This is a genomic window from Halorientalis brevis (genome assembly GCF_023077655.1).
Genome location: NZ_JALLGV010000010.1, coordinates 68,742 through 86,355, shown reverse-complemented (window position 1 = coordinate 86,355; position 17,614 = coordinate 68,742). Strand labels below are relative to the sequence as shown.

14 protein-coding genes are annotated in these 17,614 nt (G+C 63.6%); 10 read left to right on the top strand and 4 right to left on the bottom strand.

Annotated elements, in window-relative coordinates; genetic code table 11:
• The first annotated feature begins 149 nt into the window (after positions 1-149).
• Positions 150-2,270 (top strand): hypothetical protein, encoded by a 2,121-nt coding sequence (locus MU553_RS21470; protein WP_247381487.1) that lies wholly within the window; start codon positions 150-152, stop codon positions 2,268-2,270.
• Positions 2,271-2,684: 414 nt separating this feature from the next.
• Positions 2,685-3,791 carry a non-hydrolyzing UDP-N-acetylglucosamine 2-epimerase gene (gene wecB, locus MU553_RS21465; RefSeq protein ID WP_247381486.1) on the top strand — a complete coding sequence of 369 codons (1,107 nt, stop codon included), beginning with the start codon at positions 2,685-2,687 and terminating at the stop codon, positions 3,789-3,791.
• 29 nt (positions 3,792-3,820) lie between these two features.
• Here the strand turns inward: wecB and MU553_RS21460 are convergent, their stop codons facing one another.
• Entirely contained in the window at positions 3,821-4,810 is a 990-nt protein-coding gene (locus MU553_RS21460; RefSeq protein ID WP_247381485.1) for a glycosyltransferase family 2 protein, read from the bottom strand.
• A gap of 504 nt (positions 4,811-5,314) precedes the next feature.
• On the opposite strand from MU553_RS21460, the gene MU553_RS21455 reads away from it, so the two are divergent.
• The 8 genes from MU553_RS21455 (at position 5,315) to MU553_RS21420 (ending at position 15,827) form a co-directional block, all read left to right on the top strand.
• Positions 5,315-5,809, top strand: a complete 495-nt coding sequence (locus MU553_RS21455; protein WP_247381484.1) for a ubiD operon protein — start codon at positions 5,315-5,317, stop codon at positions 5,807-5,809.
• A 2-nt stretch (positions 5,810-5,811) separates the two neighbouring features.
• The gene (locus MU553_RS21450; RefSeq protein WP_247381483.1) at positions 5,812-7,314 is read left to right on the top strand and encodes a UbiD family decarboxylase; all 1,503 of its coding nucleotides are present in this window, start codon (positions 5,812-5,814) and stop codon (positions 7,312-7,314) included.
• The gene (locus MU553_RS21445) at positions 7,311-8,699 is read left to right on the top strand and encodes a UbiD family decarboxylase (protein WP_247381482.1); all 1,389 of its coding nucleotides are present in this window, start codon (positions 7,311-7,313) and stop codon (positions 8,697-8,699) included. Before MU553_RS21450 ends, MU553_RS21445 begins: the two co-directional genes overlap by 4 nt.
• A gap of 201 nt (positions 8,700-8,900) precedes the next feature.
• Positions 8,901-10,583: an acetate--CoA ligase gene (locus tag MU553_RS21440; protein WP_247381481.1), complete on the top strand. Its 1,683-nt coding sequence runs from the start codon at positions 8,901-8,903 to the stop codon at positions 10,581-10,583.
• A 53-nt stretch (positions 10,584-10,636) separates the two neighbouring features.
• Positions 10,637-11,803 carry an acyl-CoA dehydrogenase family protein gene (locus tag MU553_RS21435; RefSeq protein WP_282594410.1) on the top strand — a complete coding sequence of 389 codons (1,167 nt, stop codon included), beginning with the start codon at positions 10,637-10,639 and terminating at the stop codon, positions 11,801-11,803.
• Positions 11,803-13,569, top strand: coding sequence for an acetyl-CoA carboxylase biotin carboxylase subunit (locus MU553_RS21430; RefSeq protein WP_247381478.1), 1,767 nt, complete (start codon positions 11,803-11,805; stop codon positions 13,567-13,569). Before MU553_RS21435 ends, MU553_RS21430 begins: the two co-directional genes overlap by 1 nt.
• 6 nt (positions 13,570-13,575) lie before the next feature.
• Positions 13,576-15,345, top strand: coding sequence for an acyl-CoA carboxylase subunit beta (locus tag MU553_RS21425; protein ID WP_247381476.1), 1,770 nt, complete (start codon positions 13,576-13,578; stop codon positions 15,343-15,345).
• Entirely contained in the window at positions 15,345-15,827 is a 483-nt protein-coding gene (locus MU553_RS21420) for a MaoC family dehydratase (RefSeq protein ID WP_345893428.1), read from the top strand. Before MU553_RS21425 ends, MU553_RS21420 begins: the two co-directional genes overlap by 1 nt.
• A gap of 41 nt (positions 15,828-15,868) precedes the next feature.
• Here MU553_RS21420 and MU553_RS21415 read toward each other — a convergent pair whose 3' ends face one another.
• The 3 genes from MU553_RS21415 to MU553_RS21405 all read right to left on the bottom strand — a co-directional run bounded on the left by MU553_RS21415 (position 15,869) and on the right by MU553_RS21405 (position 17,535).
• Positions 15,869-16,588 (bottom strand): class I SAM-dependent methyltransferase, encoded by a 720-nt coding sequence (locus MU553_RS21415; protein ID WP_247381474.1) that lies wholly within the window; start codon positions 16,586-16,588, stop codon positions 15,869-15,871.
• A 277-nt stretch (positions 16,589-16,865) separates the two neighbouring features.
• Positions 16,866-17,273, bottom strand: coding sequence for a PIN domain-containing protein (locus tag MU553_RS21410; protein WP_247381473.1), 408 nt, complete (start codon positions 17,271-17,273; stop codon positions 16,866-16,868).
• A gap of 1 nt (position 17,274) precedes the next feature.
• A complete protein-coding gene (locus MU553_RS21405; protein ID WP_247381472.1) occupies positions 17,275-17,535 on the bottom strand; it encodes an AbrB/MazE/SpoVT family DNA-binding domain-containing protein in 261 nt (86 codons plus the stop codon).
• Between the last annotated feature and the right edge of the window lie 79 nt (positions 17,536-17,614).

The window sequence follows — 17,614 nt, the reverse complement described above, 5'->3', positions numbered from 1 at the left end:
CAGGTGGAGTCGGGAACGTCCTCTCAGCGCAAGCCCCTGAGAAGGAGTATTGTACCAGAAATAAAGGAGTATCTATAACACGTTTCTGTGCCGAAAAGAGTGACTACTGTTCGAATAACAACAGGCAGGGAGATGGATCCTCACGATCCATGGATCGCCGATCATTGTTGAAAGCGACAGGGATCGCAGCGGCAACAACCACGGTTGGAGTTACGAGTTCCGCCGGTATCGCCAGTGGCGAAGTTGAGGTCACTCAGGAGAGCGATTACGAAGTCTGGACGGTCACGGGAAAGGAAGTGTACGACCTCTCCGACGGCGAGGAGTTGTCGAACGTCCTGGTCGACCAGAGCGCCGACGGCGCTTGCTTGACGATCCGGTCGCGGAACAGTCGCAACTGGGAAGTCAGAAACGTCGGGTTCGTCGGCGTGGGGCAAGCCGGCAGCGGCAGCAACCGGTTCCAGTTCCAGGTTTCGGCTCCGGAAGGGAGCCAAGGCGTGATCGAAAACGTCTGGGCCAACGGGAAAGAACGCGACGGACAGCCGTCGACCGAACTCGGCGGGATCTACATTCGCGCCGCCCACGGCGGACAGATGAAAATCAGAAACACCTACATCGAAGGATACGGAAACAACGGCGCCTACGCGAGCGCAATGGGGAAAGACAGTGGGAACGGCGGCACGGTAACGATCGAAAACGCCTATCATCGCGATAACACCGTCAGTCAGTTCCGCATCGGCTCTACCGACTCGGACGTCCGGAACTGCGTCGGCATCGTCAACGACCCGAACGGCGAACGCGGCGTCTACACCGGCACGACCGACAACCGCAACGCGCGTGGCATCTGGGGGCTACACTACCCGGACCAACGCGTCGAGAACTCCTCGTTTTACGTCTCGCCCGATGACGTCAACCCGGACGGGGTGTTCGAAGCCCGGTATATTCCGGGCCGATCCGGGGGCTCCAGAGCGGTGTTGGAGGTGGTCGACTGCGACGTGAACCCGGACGCGCCGAGTCTGCGGGAGTCGACGAGCAACGCGGAAGTGAACTTCACGAACCTCGGCAACGAACCGACCGCCGACGTCATCGGGGGCGGTGGCGTCCCGCTCTCACCGGAGATGGCTGCGCGTGGAGAGCGGGAGATGCCGGACCCGCCGGAATTCTCTGAATCGAACGGTGGCGACGGGACACCCGACCTGGACCGAACGCTCACCATCGACGGAACGAACGCCGACCGGACGGACTACGAGTTCACCGTCAGCGGCGAGATTGCCGAGAATCCGGACGTGGGCTCTCTCGGCGAAGGCGACCAGATCGACGGGGCGACCGCGACAGGCTTCGTCAACGGCGGCGTCGACGGCTATCTGTTCTCCGGCGAAATCACCGACGCAACCGTCGACGGAAACGCTACGATCCTGGTCGACGGCGAGGAAGTCGACTTCGGGACACCAGACCTGGACCGAACGCTTACGTTCGATGGGACGAACGCCGACCGGACGGACTATCAGTTCACCGTCAGCGGCGAGATTGCCGAAAACCCCGACGTGGGCTCTCTCGGCGAAGGCGATCAGATCGACGGCTCGACTGCCACCGGCTTCGTCAACGGTGGCATCGACGGCTACCTGTTCTCCGGTGAGATCACTGACGCCACCGTCGACGGAAATGCAACCGTTCTGCTCGACGGAGAGGAAGTCGACCCAGAGACGCTGGGTTTGAACCGAACGCTGACCGTCGACGGGACGGACGCCGAACGAACGGACTACGAGTTCACCGTCAGTGGCGGCCTCGCCGAGAACCCCGACGTGGGCTCTCTCGGCGAGGGCGACCAGATCGACGGCTCGACTGCCACCGGCTTCGTCAACGGCGGCATCGACGGCTACCTGTTCTCGGGGGAAGTCACCGACGCCAGCGTCACCGGCGACGCTCCGATCCTCGTCGACGGAGAGCCGCTCGATCTGGGACAGTTCGAATCTGCACCGACGATCGACCGGTACGAAGTCGTCGAAGTCGACTCACCGAACCCCGACGCCAATATCGTCGTCGAGTGGGACGTGTCCGACCCCGACGGCGACCTCGCGAGCGCCACTGTTGAAGTAGTGAATGACAGCGGCACTGTCGTCGATTCGGCAGAGACCAGTATCTCAGGCGACGTGGCGTACGGCGTCGACTACTTCGCGATCGAGGACGTCGACGGACAGCGCTTCTCCGTACAGCTCACAGTCACCGATTCCTCCGGAAACGAGTCTTCAGCCTCCGAGAGCGTCCAGGAGTAGCCAATCACCCCGACAGTCATTCTCTGCCGTTGAGAAGTCTGACGAACACAGACACTCGGGATGGAACCCGAATAACGCATCCCGACACTATACCGCCACTCTCGACTCACCCCGTCACAGCGCACGGAGGATTCTCGAGTCGCGTTGCTGTCTAGGAGCGGACGTTAGGAACACTATTCGATCGAATTATCGGCTTACACGGCTTCTCTATCGATGTATTGCCATTGCCCCTACTGACACCTGAACACGATTTATAGAATACATAACAAAGACGGTTGGACGTCACCGTTCCAGCGGGCACGTGAAGGTGAAAAATATGATAGGTCATTTCGCTTCGTCATGGGGAACACGGACGCCAGGAGATATCGATATTCAGAACGGATCGCACGTACGTGGGGGGACGGTGGGAACGAAATGAAGGTACTCACGATCGTCGGCGCCCGGTCGCAGTTGCTCGAGTCGTTCCCCGTGTCACAGGCCCTTCGTGACGACCACGACGAAGTCGTCGTCTACACGGGCGAGAACTACACCCAGGAGATGGGCGAATCGTTCTTCGACGTGCTCTCCGTTCCAGAACCGGACGTCACCCTCGGTCTCGAGTCGCGTTCGGACGCTGAACAGACGGCGTCGTTGCTCTCGTCGCTGGACGATCTCGTGGAAACCCACGCACCAGACGTCGTCCTCGTCTACGGTGACACGAACGCCACACTCGCTGGCGCACTCGTCGGTGCCAAACGAGACGTGCTGGTCGCACACATCGAGGCGGGACTTCGAGACGATGATCGGAGCCAGCCCGACGAGATCAACCGCGTCCTCGCTGACCACTGTTCGGGCCTCTTGTTCGTGCCATCCGAACGGGCCAAACACTTCCTCGCAGACGAGGGGATCACCGACGGCGTGTACGATACGGGCGACGTGATGTACGACGCCTTGCGCATCGTCCGGGAGCAGGCACGCTCGCAGTCGGGAATCGTCTCCACGCTCGGTCGCGAAGATGACGAGTACATCCTCGCGGCACTCCACAGGGCCAGCAGCATCAACGACGGGGACCGGCTGCGTTCGATCGTCGAAGGGCTCGGCGCTGCGCCACGGCCGGTTCTCCTGCCGTCGCATCCACGACTCGACGAGGCTCTCGAGCGATACGGATTGGCAAGCGATCTCCCGGAGGGTGTGAACCGGATCGATCGGGTCGGCTATCTCGATTACATTCGACTGCTCGACGGCGCAGAACGAGTGGCGACGGACGCCGGTCGCGTCCAGAAAGAGGCGTTCTACCTCGATACGCCCTGTGTCACGCTTCGAGAGCGGACGGCGTGGTTAGCGACAGTCACCTGCGGCTGGAACGTCCTCGTCGGTACGGACCCCGACGCCATCAGTCGAAACCTCGATCGGTCCTTCGACGTGGCAGCGAAACCGAATCCGTACGGAGACGGGAGCGCAGCAGAACAGATCGTCTCGGCTCTGGAGTCGGAGCGCCTGTCGGTCGAATCCAACAACTCAGCTGAGAAACTGACCTCGTAACGATCGGTCCGCTAAGCGAGACTCTCTTTCTAGAACGATACTTTATACTCGAGGTGTTCGTTGTGTTGCATATCGAAGACCATCGCGAACAGGACCAGGGTCGTGCTGAAAAGGACGATGAGAAGCGCGAGTCCACCTGCGATCAGTGAGGAGTCGACGACGACTCCCCAGATACCGTAGCCGACGCCGAGGAGGGTGCCGAGTGTACCGAGGACGTAAAAGAGAACGAGCGGATGAAAGTCAGTGACGAAGTACTTGTACTTCAGTCGCCAGAGGAAGTCTTGGAACAGCAGGAGACTGAGTCCGGGGACGAACGACGAGTAGCGGATGCCGCTTTCCTCGTCACCGTAGACGGCCTTCATGGGGATGTCGGCGACGCGATAGCCGTGTGCGTTCAGCGAGACGAGGAGATCGTTGAGGAAGCCGTAGCGGTCGTACAGGGAGTCAAGATCGATCGCCTCCAGCGCTTCGAGGGAGATCGCTGTGTACCCATTCTGGGGATCGGTCATCTTCCAGTAGCCACTGGAAATCTTGGTGAGGAACGTGAGGATGGCGTTGCCGGTGAACCGCCAGGTAGACATCTCCGACCGGAGTTCGCTCGATCGAAGTCGGTTTCCCTTGGTATACTCCGCGTTGCCTTCGACGATGGGCTCGATGAATCGGTCGAGAATGTCGGGGTCCATCTGGCCGTCGCCGTTGATGACGGCCGTGACGTCCATGCCGTCGGTGAGTGCTCGCTGGTAGCCAGTCTTGATCGCGGCCCCCACGCCTTGATTCGTCTCGTGTCGGATCGGGACGACGCGTGAGGTCAAGCGACCACCGTCAGTCTTCGCCGTCAGTCGCTGTTCGTCGACACCCTCGACACGGTCGTTGATCTCTTTCCAGGTGCTGTCAGTCGAACAGTCGTCGACGACGTACACCCGATCGACGTACGCTGGAATCGAGTCGATAACAGCCCCAACGAGCCCCTCCTCGTTGTAGGCCGGGATAACGACCGCAACAGTCTTCCCTCGGTACATTCATCGTCTGAAAGGGATACGTAATTCCTTTGTAATGGACGACCTGTGAGGTAGAAGCCGCTCTGTTCTCGATTGATTGCGAGACGGCTACCAGCCGGCTACCGAGGGGACGCCGATCGCCGAGCGTCGCAGTTCCGATCCGAGGACGATTCGAACGCAACAAAAGGTGTCTCGGCCACCCCTTCTAGGTCGCCCCCGACGACCTCGTCCGAGGAGTGGTCGGTGACCGGAAGTGCCAGATCGGTGGACCCAGTTAGGCCAGAGTCGCAGTCGGCATCGGAACCACAGTTCGCCGGTTCGTTCCGGCGACGATAGTGTATGCTCGCTATTCCACGGTGTAGCTACTGCCGGGCATACACCATGATTTATTAGCAGACTAATTATTACGCAGATATGCGTCGTGGAACGATCGGCAGCCAGTCTTCCTCCCGCGTACACGGTACACATATGCCATTGGCCTGTGAGAATCCCAGGCAGTACCTGCGTGAACGGCGAGGGCACGTCATGTCGAACCACTACATCACAGCAGATGAACATCTGCCTGACGACGCGCACACGGAAACGACGCTCCAGATCACGGACGCCCGGACGAAGCGGATCTTCGAGGCGCGCGTGCGTGTCGCACGCGACCCCGACGAACTCACCGACCCGCAACCGCTGACGGTCGTGGCTGGCCCACACGAGAGCGTCAGTAAGGAGTGGTACGTCGAACTACTCGACGAGATCGACGCTGCGGGAATCAACGAGGACCTCCTTCGTCGGCTCGCGACCGAACAGGAGACGACGTCCAACATCGTCAACACGCGATCAGACGATCTGAAGGTCATCCTGCGGTATCTCGTCGAGTCCGGCGAGTACAACTCGACAGCGGACGCCGTCAGAGAGATCGCCTTCGAGTACCTCGCTGCGGAGCGGCCGGCCCTGCTCGAGCGCTACGAAGAGATTCGGACCGAGTTCGAGGCAGATCCGCTCCGCCGCGCCCTCGCCGACCAGGAGTGAGCATGACTGTCGACTCGTTTCGTGCGTATCTCGACCTGCTCGACGCCACGGGATCGAGCGTCGCCTTCGAGGAGTCGATGTCGTGGGACCTCGAAGCGAGCGCGATCACGATGCTGGCCAACCTGAACGACGGCCCGATCCCCGTGTTCGAGTCGGTCACGGGCTCAGAAGTCGAGACCACACTGGTCGGCGACCCGTATCGAGGCCCACAATCTCGTCCCTGGGACCAGTTAGCCCAGGCGATCGGACTCCCTGCGGGCCTGTCCGGTCGCGCCTACTACGACGGCGTCATCGACCGGCTCAGGGCCCCGCAGGAGCCCCGGGTCGTGAACCGAGATCGCGCACCCTGCAAGGCGGTCGTGCGAACGGGAGCGGACGTCGATCTGTTGTCGTTCCCGTGGCCGTACATCCATCAGGGCGACGGCGGGCGCTACTCGAACCTCCACACCGTCGTCGCACCGGACCCCGACGCGCAGTGGGGAAGCTGGTCGAGTCATCGGATGATGATCCACGACGACGCGCAGGCCAGCCTCCTGTTGTTGGCGGGCGAGCAGGTGCCGAACCTCTACTACTACGAGTACGAGCCGCGGGACGAACCGATGCCGGTCGCAGTCGTCGTCGGGGCCGAACCGGCCGTCGAGTGCAGCGCGGACATGTGGATCCCGACCGGCCGGAGTGAAGCCGCCTTCGCGGGCGGGCTCAAGGACGACCCGGTCGAACTCGTCGAGTGCGAGACCAGCGGGCTGCACGTCCCAGCGACGGCGGAGGTCGTCATCGAAGGACACGTGCGTCCGAACGACCGACTCGACGAGGGGCCGTTCGGCGATTACTTCGGGTACATGAACGGGCCACGGCGCTCCATGCCGGTGTTCGAAGTCGACGCGATCACCCACAGGCGCGAGCCACGGATACCCTTCTGCGTCGAGGGGACTGGCGTCGGGTACGGCCAGAATTCGAGCAGCACGCTCCAGCTCGCGGCCGCAGGTCCGGACGCGACGCTGGGGCTCAGGGCAGCGGGGTTCGACGTCGAGCTGGCGGTCCCGTGGCGCTTCACGTCCCGAACCGTCTGGGTCATCGCGACGGATCAGCCCTACCCCGGCTACCTCCACGAGCTCGCAAACTTCATCTTCACCACGTGGGGGATGCTCCACATCGATTTCTTCGTCTTCGTCGACCCCGACGTCGACCCGCTCGACCCGCGAGCGGTGCTGACGGCGATTGCCCTGGACGCCGACCCGGACGCGGACTTCCACCAGTTCGGCGTCGAGCACATGCCGAAAGTCCCGCTCAACATCTACCAGACGCCGGACGAGAAGGGGAGTGCCGACGTCGGCACGTCGAAAGCCAAGACGTCGAAAGCGTACATCGACGCGACGACTGGCGACGAGAGCGACGACGGCGATCCGCCCGACCTCCGCAAACGCGCCCAGGAGGTACTCGTCGACGCGGGAGTGGCTGCGGACCGATTCGACCTGCTCGACGAACGGGACGGTGAGTTCGAATGATTCCGTTCGCACAGTACGTCCGCGGACTGGACCGCGACGGTGACCTGGTATCGGTCGACGAGCACGACGACGTTCCGATCGACGTCATCGCAGCCGAGGGGCTCCGCGCGAGCGGCCCGGCGCTCCAGTTCGCGCGGGACGGCGGCGTCGACCTCGTCAGCGGCGCGTTCAGCGGGCCGGATCAGATGCAGCGGCGTGACGCCCAACCGTGGTCGCGGCTCTCGCTCGGGGTCGGATTGGACCCAGACGCGTCGTTCGTCGACCTACTGGAGACCATCGTCGGGCTCGGACCGCTCGGCGGACCACGAGAGCCGACCTACACGGGCCAGGCAGCGTCCCAGACCGACGCCGACGTGCAGGACCTGCAGTTCCCACGCGGTGCTGACGAGACGTGGCCGGGCCTGACGCTGGGCGTCGCGTCCGTCTCGACGAGTGACGGGTCACACTGGGCGCCGATTCACGGCTCCGTCGTGAGCGGTGACAAGCTGCGCGTTCGCGTGCCGACTGCGTTGGCGTCGCTACTGGGCGACGACGAGACGATTTCTATCGCCCTCGGCGTCCCACCGGCCGCGATCACGGCCGCCTACCTGCTCGCCGTCACCGAGCAGGTCGACACGCCAGTGCAGTCCTGTGGCGTGGCGGGCGACGTTCCACTGGTACCGACGAACGGGGGGCTCGTCCCGAGTGCGACGGAGGTGGTCGTCGAGACGACAGTCGCCGATCGACAGCCCGACTTCCGATCCGACCGCCGCGAAGCGTGGGAACACGTCGTCGACAGCACGGCACTGGCGCTCTCGGTCGAACGCGTCGTCGCGACCGACGATCCGATCGTCCCGTTTTCGCCCGTCGGCCGGCCGCTGGCCGGCGATCTGCAGCTCACAGGCCTGACGACGGCGGCGACGCTCTTCCACCGCGTCAACAACTACTGGGGAATCTCGCCCGTGGAGTGGGTGCTGTTGCCGGCGGAGACCGAACTCGGCATCTGTTTCGTGGCCAGCGACGTCCTCTACGCCGGGTTCGAGTGGCAACTGGCGAACATCCTCTTTTCGTTCTCGTCGCTGTTCGACACGGTCGTCGTCGTCGACGAAGACGTGCCGCCGCACGATTTCGGCCGCGTCCTCGGGGACATCTGGGTGAAGGCCCACCCGGCCCGCGACTGGACGTTCAGCGAACCGGACGCACCGGCGGCAAAGCGCCCCAGGTACCGTCAGGACGGTGAAACCGGGTCGCGACTGTACGTCAACGCCGCCTGGGACCCGCGCTGGGAGGACACGTACATCGCCCCACGCGTCACGTTCGAAGAGTCGTTCCCGCGAGCCATCCGAGACGTCGCACGTGCGATGTGGACCGACCGCGTCGGACAACAACGCGGAAACGAGCAGTAAGCGCCGTCTCGGACCACAGAATCGACGGTGAGTGATACTCAATAAATATATAATATATTATATTACGAAAACGGAATCGTTTACGCATTACATCGCGCATATGATTTCCGTTGTAGGTACCCTACACATATTTAGTTCGTTGTTTTTGCTAATGCAATTAACCAATACTGTTATGTAGGGAACTAGTATCCGGAGTGGTGTATGGTGACTAGCCACAATCTGGCGGATTACGAAGCGGAGAGGGAGCGGTTTTCGTGGGACGACATCTACGCGGACGCTGACTGGGACGCACCGGAGGAGCTGAACATCGGACACGAAGTCGTCGACCGACACGCGACTGACCGGGGAAAGGTCGCGCTCTACCAGGTCGGCACCGACGGAGAGCTCACGACCATGACGTTCTGGGAACTGGCCGATCGGTCGAGCCAGTTCGCCAACGTGCTCGAAGCCCTGGGGGTCGAGCAGGGCGACCGCGTGTTCTCGTACATGCCGCGGATTCCGGAACACTACGTCGCCCTCGTCGGAACGCTCAAACGCGGCGCAGTGTGGGGGAGCGTCAACGAGCGATTCGGCCCCGACGGCATCTCCTACCGGCTCGACGACTGTGACGCGAAGGTCGTCGTCACCACGACCGACAACCGCGACACCGTCGAAGACGCGCTCGACGACGCGCCGTCGGTCGAACACGTCATCACGGTCGACCGCGGGAGCGGGGCACCCGCCGACGACGTCGTCTTCAACACTGCGCTCGACGATGCGAGCAAAGAGTACGAGGTCGCCGAGACTGGCGGCGAGGACGACGCGCTCCTGTACTACACGTCGGGGACGACCGGACTCGCGAAAGGCGTCCTCCACAAGCAGCGCTGGATCGCCGGCGTCGCGGCGACACAGAAGTACACCGTCGACCTCCAGCCCGGCGACCTCTACTGGAGCACCGGCGACCTGGGGTGGCTGACGGGTGCGATCAACACGCTGGGTGCCTGGTTCTGGGGCGCGTCGCTGTTCACCTACGAGGGCGAGTTCGACCCCGAGGAGTGGGCCGACCTGCTCGACGAGTACCCCATCAACGTCCTGTTCTCGGTCCCGACCGCCTACCGGATGCTCCGGGAGAAAGCGGAGGTCCTCGAGGGCGTCGACCTCGATCTGCGCCACGCGCTCTCGATCGGCGAACCCCTCAGCGCCGGCGTCGTCGAGTGGGGCAAGGAGGAACTCGGGGTCACCATCCTCGACACGTACGGCCAGACCGAGACCGGCAACATGATCATCAACAACTACCCGACGATGGAGCTGCGTCCCGGCTCGATGGGGAAACCGCTCCCCGGCATCGAGGCCGACATCGTCGATCCAGACACGGGTGAGGTGCTCCCGCCGGGCGAGACCGGCGAGATCGCCGAGCGCGGCGACTACCCGTGTTTCTTCGCCGAGTACTGGAACAAGCCCGCGAAGACCGAGAAGTGCTTCGTCGACGGGCCGAGCGGCGAGTGGTACCTCTCGGGCGACCTCGCGCACAAAGACGAGGACGGCTACTTCTGGTTCGAGGGCCGGGCGGACGACGTCATCCTCTCGTCGGGCTACCGGATCGGGCCGTTCGAGGTCGAGAGTTCGCTGGGCGAACACGAGGCCGTCGCCGAGTCGGCCGTCGTCCCCAAGCCACACTCCGAACGCGGCAACATCGTCAAGGCGTACGTCGTCCCGAGCGAGGGAGCGACCCCGTCCGAGGAGCTCACGGAAGCCATCAAGAATCACGTGAAAGAGGAGCTATCGGCACACGAGTACCCGCGCGAAATCGAGTTCCGTGACGAGCTCCCCAAGACCGTCACGGGCAAGATTCGCCGGACCGAACTCCAGGACGAAGCAGAGGAAGAGGCAGAGGCCGCGTCCTAACGACTCACCGGGACGGGGCTGTGACGCGAGCAACCCACCGATCGAGACAATCAATGAATTTCGAATCCACACAGGAACGTTCGATGATTCGGTCGACCGCCGAGGACGTGGCGGCCGAGTTCGGACCGGAGTACTGGCGCGAGAAAGAGGAAAACGAGGAGTTCGCTCAGGGGTTCTGGGACGAACTCGCGGAGGCTGGCTTCCACGGCCTGTTGGTCCCCGAGGAGTACGAGGGGGCCGGCATGGGCATGCAGGAGATGGGGCTGGCGATGGAGACGCTCTGTGCCGAGGGCTGCGGCATGGCCGGCACCTGGTACCTGGTGCTGACCGCCGGCATGGCCGCCGTCGGCATCCGCGAGAACGGAACCGAGGCACAGAAAGAGAAATACCTCCCGGACATCGCCAACGGCGAGCGGAACTTCTCCATCGGCATCACCGAGCCGGAGGCCGGGACGAACACGCTGAACGTCGCGACCCGCGCCGAGAAAGAGGGCGACGAATACGTCCTCAACGGGCAGAAGGCGTGGATCACCTTCTCCGACCGCGCGGACAACATGATCATCGTCACGCGCACGACTCCCCGCGAGGAGGTCGACCGCGGCACCGACGGCATCAGCCTGTTCATCGTCGACATGGACGACCCCGGGATCGACGTCGCGCCGATCTCCAAGCACGGCATCAACTACTCGAAGTCCTGCGAGGTCTTCCTCGAGGACGTCCGCGTGCCCGCAGAGAACCTTCTCGGTGAGGAAGACGACGGCTGGTGGGCACTCGTCGACATGCTGAACCCCGAACGCATCGGGTTCGCCGCCGCCGGCACCGGCATCGGGAAACTGGCCGCCGACACGGCCATCCAGTACGCCAACGACCGCGAGGTGTTCGACGCGCCGATCGGCTCCCATCAGGCCGTCTCGTTCCCCATCACGCAGGCGTACGCGCGGATGGAGACGGCGGCGCTGATGCGCGAGAAGGCGGCCTGGCTCTACGATCAGGGCGAGGAGTGTGGCTACGAGACCAACGTCGCGAAGGCGACGGCCGTCAGCGCCGGCATCGAGGCGGTCAAGCAGTCGATGCAGGCGTTCGGCGGCTGGGGCTACGCCACGGAGTACGACGTCGAGCGCTGGTGGCGCGAAATCAACCTCACGCGGCTGGCTCCGGTCTCCCAGCAGATGGCGTACAACCACATCAGCCAGCAACTCGGCTTCCCCAAGTCCTACTAATGTTCGAGAAGGTACTCGTCGCCAATCGCGGCGAAATCGCCGTCCGCGTCATGGCAGCGTGTGAGGAACTGGGCATCGAGACGGTCGCCGTCTACAGCGACGCCGACCGCAACGCGGGCCACGTCGACTACGCCGACGAGGCGTACAACGTCGGCCCGGCACCGGCGAGCGACTCGTATCTCGACCAGGAGGAGATCATCGACGTCGCAGAGCGCGCCGGTACAGACGCGATCCATCCCGGCTACGGCTTCCTGGCTGAGAACGCCGAGTTCGCCCGGAAAGTCGAGGCAACCGACGACGTCACCTGGGTCGGTCCGCCCAGCGACGCGATGGAAACGCTCGGCGAGAAGACGAAGGCCCGGACCGTCATGCAGGAAGCGGGCGTCCCGGTCGTCCCCGGCACGACCGAGCCGGTCGACGATCCGGACCAAGTGCGCGATCTCGGCGAGGAGTTCGGCTACCCCATCGCCATCAAAGCCGAGGGTGGCGGTGGCGGCCGCGGCATGAAGATCGTCCGTAGCGAAGCCGAAGTCGAGGACGCCCTGGAAAGCGCCCAGCGCGAGGGCGAAGCCTACTTCGGCAACGACTCGGTGTACGTCGAGAAGTACCTCGAAGCCCCGAAACACATCGAGGTGCAGGTGCTCGCCGACGAACACAGGAACGTCCGTCACCTGGGCGAGCGCGACTGCTCGCTGCAGCGCCGCCACCAGAAGGTCATCGAAGAGGCCCCCAGTCCGGCGCTCGACGCCGACCTCCGCGCGGAGATCGGCGAAGCTGCCCGACAGGGCGTCAGAGAAGCCGGCTACACGAACGCCGGGACCGTCGAGTTCCTCGTGGAGGACGGGGAGTTCTACTTCATGGAGGTCAACACCCGGATTCAGGTCGAGCACACCGTCAGCGAGGAAGTGACGGGCATCGACATCGTCCGCTGGCAGTTGCGCGTCGCCGCCGGCGAGGAACTCGCCTTCAGCCAGGACGACGTCGAGATCGACGGGCACTCGATCGAGTACCGCATCAACGCGGAGGACCCGGCGAACGACTTCGCGCCCACGCCGGGGCCGCTGGAAACCTACAAGCCACCGACGAGCATCGGCGTCCGCCTCGATCACGCAGTCGCCCAGGGCGACGAGATCGGGGGCGACTACGACTCGATGATCGCGAAGCTCATCGTCACCGGAGAGGACCGCGAGCATTGTCTGGCACGCTCGAAGCGAGCGCTCGACCACTTCGACGTCGAGGGCGTGCACACGACGATCCCCTTCCACCGGCTGATGCTCGACGACGAGACCTTCGTGGCCGGCGAGCACACCACGAAGTACCTCGACCAGGAACTCGACGACGACGAACTCGACAGAGCCGTCGATCGATGGGGCAGCGAGGCAGCGAGTGCTGACGGCGACCAGACCTCGACGGACGAAATCGCCGTCGAAGTCGACGGCAAACGCTTCGACGTCGTCATCGAAGACGGGCTCCCGCGGGCACCGAACGGCGGTGCCACGTCCGACGGGAGTGCCGGTGGGTCGTCCGGCAGCGGGAACCCCAACGTCGCCGCTGCGGGCGCGATCACCGCCGAGATGCAGGGAACGATCCTCTCAGTCGAGGTCGAGGAGGGCGACGAGGTCGCACAGGGCGACGTCGTCTGCGTGCTGGAGGCGATGAAGATGGAAAACGACGTGGTGGCATCCACCAGCGGGACAGTCGACGCCGTCCCGATCGCAGCGGGCGACTCCGTCGATATGGGTGACACCCTCGTTACGCTGGAGTGAACACACATGCGAATCAGAGTATCAGACGAGACGACGGAATCGGAGGCGCAGGCGATCGCCGAGGCGCTGGCCGAACACTTTCGGGACGACGTGATCCTCGTCGTCGACAGCGGCGAAGAGGTCGGCAGCGCGTCGTACGACGGCGAGGCGAGCGCACAGCAGTCGGCCGAGACAGCGCTGGACGAGGACCTCGGCCCGACCGAGCGCGAGGAAGCGCTGCTGGACGAAATCGAGGAGATCCTCGAGGGCGGCCCGGAGAAGTACAAGGAGCAACTGCCCGAGGACGGGAAGCTGTTCGTCCGCGACCGGATCGACCTGTGGTTCAACTCCGAGGGAACCTCGGCGGGCAGCCGGACGGAGTCCGGCGACGGCAACGACTTCCTGTTCGAGGACGGCAAGTTCGCGGCGTTCGACGACGACGATCAGTTGCCGGCTGACGGCCTCATCACGGGCGCTGCAGAGTTCGAGGGCCGCGATCTGCACTTCATGGCCAACGACTACACGGTCAAGCGCGGGAGCATGGCCGCGAAGGGCGTCGAGAAGTTCCTCCGGATGCAGCAGCGCGCGCTGAAGACCGGCCGGCCGGTCCTCTACCTGATGGATTCCTCGGGCGGCCGCATCGACCAGCAGACCGGCTTCTTCGCCAACCGCGAAGGGATCGGGAAGTACTACTACAACCACTCGATGCTCTCGGGACGCGTTCCGCAGATCTGCGTGCTGTACGGGCCGTGTATCGCCGGCGCGGCGTACACCCCGATGTTCGCCGACTTCACCGTCATGGTCCGGGACATGAGCGCGATGGCCATCGCCAGCCCGCGAATGGTCGAGATGGTCACCGGCGAGGAGATCAGCCTCGACGATCTCGGTGGCCCGGACGTCCACTCCCAGTACTCCGGGAGCGCTGACCTCGTCGCCGACGACGAGGAACACGCCCGAGAACTCGTCGCCCAGCTCATCGGCTACCTCCCCGACAACTCCGACGAGAAGCCGCCACAGACCAGCGGCAAAGCACCGCAGTTCTCGCCGGAGGGGATCGACTCGATCGTCCCGCAGGAACCGAACAAGGGTTACGACATGTTCGACGTGATCGACCGGGTGGTCGACGCCGGCTCCACGCTCGAACTGCGACCGGAGTACGGCAAGGAGATCATCACTTCGTTCGCTCGGATCGACGGACGCCCCGTCGGGATCGTCGCCAACCAGCCCAACCACCGCGCCGGCGCCATCTTCCCTGACGCCGCAGAGAAAGCAGCCCAGTTCATCTGGACCTGCGACGCCTACAACGTCCCGCTGCTGTACCTCTGTGACACGCCGGGCTTCATGGCCGGATCGTCCGTCGAGAAGGAAGGGATCCTCGAACAGGGCAAGAAGATGATCTACGCGACCTCCTCGGCGACGGTCCCCAAACAGTCGGTCGTCGTCAGGAAGGCCTACGGCGCGGGTATCTACGCGATGTCCGGCCCGGCGTACGACCCCGAATCGACCATCGGGCTGCCGAGCGGGGAGATCGCCATCATGGGCCCGGAAGCGGCAATCAACGCCGTCTACGCTCGGAAGCTCTCCGAGATCGAGGACGAAGAAGAACGCAAGCAAAAAGAGCAGGAACTCCGCGAGGAGTACCGCGAGGACATCGACATCCACCGAATGGCCAGCGAGGTCGTCGTCGACGAGATCGTGCCCCCGAGCAGCCTTCGGGAAGAACTCACCAACCGCTTCGCGTTCTACGAGACCGTCGAGAAGGACATCCCGGACAAGAAACACGGGACGATCATCTAATACACACGAGGGCAACAATGACAGGACGCTACTACGAGGACTTCGAGGTCGGCGAGACCATCGAACACGACAAGCGCCGGACGATCAGCGAGAGCGACAACCAGCAGTTCTGCGACATGACGATGAACCAGCAGCCGCTCCACCTGGACGCCGAGTTCGCGGCCGACACGCAGTTCGGCGAGCGGCTGGTCAACGGGCTCTACACGATGAGTCTGGCCGTCGGGCTGACCATCCCGGACACGACCGACGGGACCATCGTCGCGAACCTCTCGTACGACAACGTCGAGCATCCGAATCCCGTCTTCCACGGGGACACGATCCGCGTCCAGTCGACGGTGACGGACAAACGAGAGACCAGCGACGGCGAACGCGGGATCGTCACGATGCACGTCGAGGTGTTCAAGGTGAACGATGAAGACGAGCCGCTCGTCTGTGAGTTCGATCGAACTGCTCTCTCGCTGAAACGCGAGCACGCAGAGTAACGATTCCGAGTCACTGCAGGCGAACCGATTCACGCCGGGATCTATTCGGTGACGCCGACGATCCATCGCCATCGCTGCTCGAAGGTACCTTCGAGGGAATTGAGGAGGTCGCGGGCTTTTTCGACGCGTTCTTCGGCCGAGAGCTTCGGATAGAGGCGCGCGGCCATCGCCGGGATGGAGTGGAAGAGCCGCAGGTCGTCGGCGGTCGTCGCGAACCGCCAGGTTCCCGTGGTGACGGCGAACTCGCTTTCGAGGGCGGCCTCGACCTCCTCCGCACCGGTCGGCGAGCGCGAGTCTCGTTCGAGGTCGGCGAAGACGTCCGTACCGTCGCCAGTGACCCAGCCGAGCGGTGCGACGGCGCCGACGACACCCCCTGGTTGGAGGAGGCGCGCGGCCTCACGGATTGCAACTGCGGGGTCGGGAACCAGAAAAAGGGAGGCAGTGAACGCGACGCCGTCGAACGACCGATCGGCGAACGGCAGGTGGTCGAAATCGCCCTCGACGCGCGGTGCCGACTCGATCTCGCGCAGCATCTCGCGGCTGATGTCGAGCGCGACCGTCCGCGTGGACTCCTCGGCGAACACGCGCGTACTCACGCCCGTCCCGGCTCCCGCATCGAGGACTGCATCGAGGGAGCCGCCGCGGGAATCCATTTCAGCAGCCAGCAAGCGCGCCAGAGCGGTGAATCGGCCAGTTCGTCGTTCGTAGGCATCGTAGGCATCGACGCTGGCGTCGAAGTTCGCCCGAACGATGTCCTTCATACGCGCTGGCACGGCCAGCCACGGAATAGGTATTCCCGTTGATCTCCGCACGCACCGTCGTATCGTTCGCCAACCATCCGTTTACACGATGACATCGGATTAATTGACGTTTAAATTATATGAATGGGTCGAATCGTGCACGAACCGACCCAGAGTCCGTCGAACCGACGAACGTCTGGGAGTTCATGCAGGCGTCCGACATCGACGACTACGACGAATTCGAGGACGCGCGGTAGCGTTCCAAAGCGCTGTCACGGTTCCAGTAGTGCGCTCGACTTTACCCCCAAACAGTCTCGAAGCCTGCATCACGGATGATTCCGTCGCTCGTGATGATCGCGTCCGTGTTCTCGGCGCGGTGACTGGCGACGATCAACCCGTCGTGGATGCTGAACTCGTCCACGAGTTGTGCGTATTCGATCAAGCCGTCGTCATCCACCGGCGCAACTGAGATCGGGCCGTTCCCAACCAGCGCCTGCCGGGCGTCCTCCGGCGTGCCCGAGAGCGTGATCCCGCGGACGTTTTTGTCCCGGGAGACCGAGTACAGAACTTCGGCGAGGGCAGTACTCGGCGCCTGGACGACTGTTTCCCCAGCTTCGGCTTCGGCGAACACTTGATCGGCTCGCTCCGGGAGCGCGTCGACGAGGTAGACGAGGAGCGAAACCGCGTCGGCCGTGTACGTCGCCACGTCAGTTCTCCTCGTAGTTGCGATCGCGGCGGTCGCGAACCCGCTGGCTGAGTTCGTCCGCGACTTCCTCGCGTTTTTCCGTCGAGATCTCGTCGGGGACGAGCAGGCCGCGGCCACCGGTGCGCGTGCGTTTCTTCACGACGATGCCCTCTTCAGTGTCCATCCAGACGACCTCGTCGCCGGGTTCCAGATCGTACTTCTCGCGGAGTTCCTTCGGGATGGTCGCTTGCCCCTTCTCCGTGACCCGCGTCGACTTGCTCATGTCCGGTAATACTCGTCGTAATACCTTAGGCTTGCGGGGAGCGATATAGCGGCTCGGCGTGAGGGAGGCCCGTCCACGG

Coding starts and splice junctions, on each gene's coding strand:
- MU553_RS21470 (WP_247381487.1), top strand. CDS start 150: ATGGATCGCCGATCATTGTTGAAAGCGACAGGGATCGCAGCGGCAACA.
- wecB (WP_247381486.1), top strand. CDS start 2,685: ATGAAGGTACTCACGATCGTCGGCGCCCGGTCGCAGTTGCTCGAGTCG.
- MU553_RS21460 (WP_247381485.1), bottom strand. CDS start 4,810: ATGTACCGAGGGAAGACTGTTGCGGTCGTTATCCCGGCCTACAACGAG.
- MU553_RS21455 (WP_247381484.1), top strand. CDS start 5,315: ATGTCGAACCACTACATCACAGCAGATGAACATCTGCCTGACGACGCG.
- MU553_RS21450 (WP_247381483.1), top strand. CDS start 5,812: ATGACTGTCGACTCGTTTCGTGCGTATCTCGACCTGCTCGACGCCACG.
- MU553_RS21445 (WP_247381482.1), top strand. CDS start 7,311: ATGATTCCGTTCGCACAGTACGTCCGCGGACTGGACCGCGACGGTGAC.
- MU553_RS21440 (WP_247381481.1), top strand. CDS start 8,901: ATGGTGACTAGCCACAATCTGGCGGATTACGAAGCGGAGAGGGAGCGG.
- MU553_RS21435 (WP_282594410.1), top strand. CDS start 10,637: ATGAATTTCGAATCCACACAGGAACGTTCGATGATTCGGTCGACCGCC.
- MU553_RS21430 (WP_247381478.1), top strand. CDS start 11,803: ATGTTCGAGAAGGTACTCGTCGCCAATCGCGGCGAAATCGCCGTCCGC.
- MU553_RS21425 (WP_247381476.1), top strand. CDS start 13,576: ATGCGAATCAGAGTATCAGACGAGACGACGGAATCGGAGGCGCAGGCG.
- MU553_RS21415 (WP_247381474.1), bottom strand. CDS start 16,588: ATGAAGGACATCGTTCGGGCGAACTTCGACGCCAGCGTCGATGCCTAC.
- MU553_RS21405 (WP_247381472.1), bottom strand. CDS start 17,535: ATGAGCAAGTCGACGCGGGTCACGGAGAAGGGGCAAGCGACCATCCCG.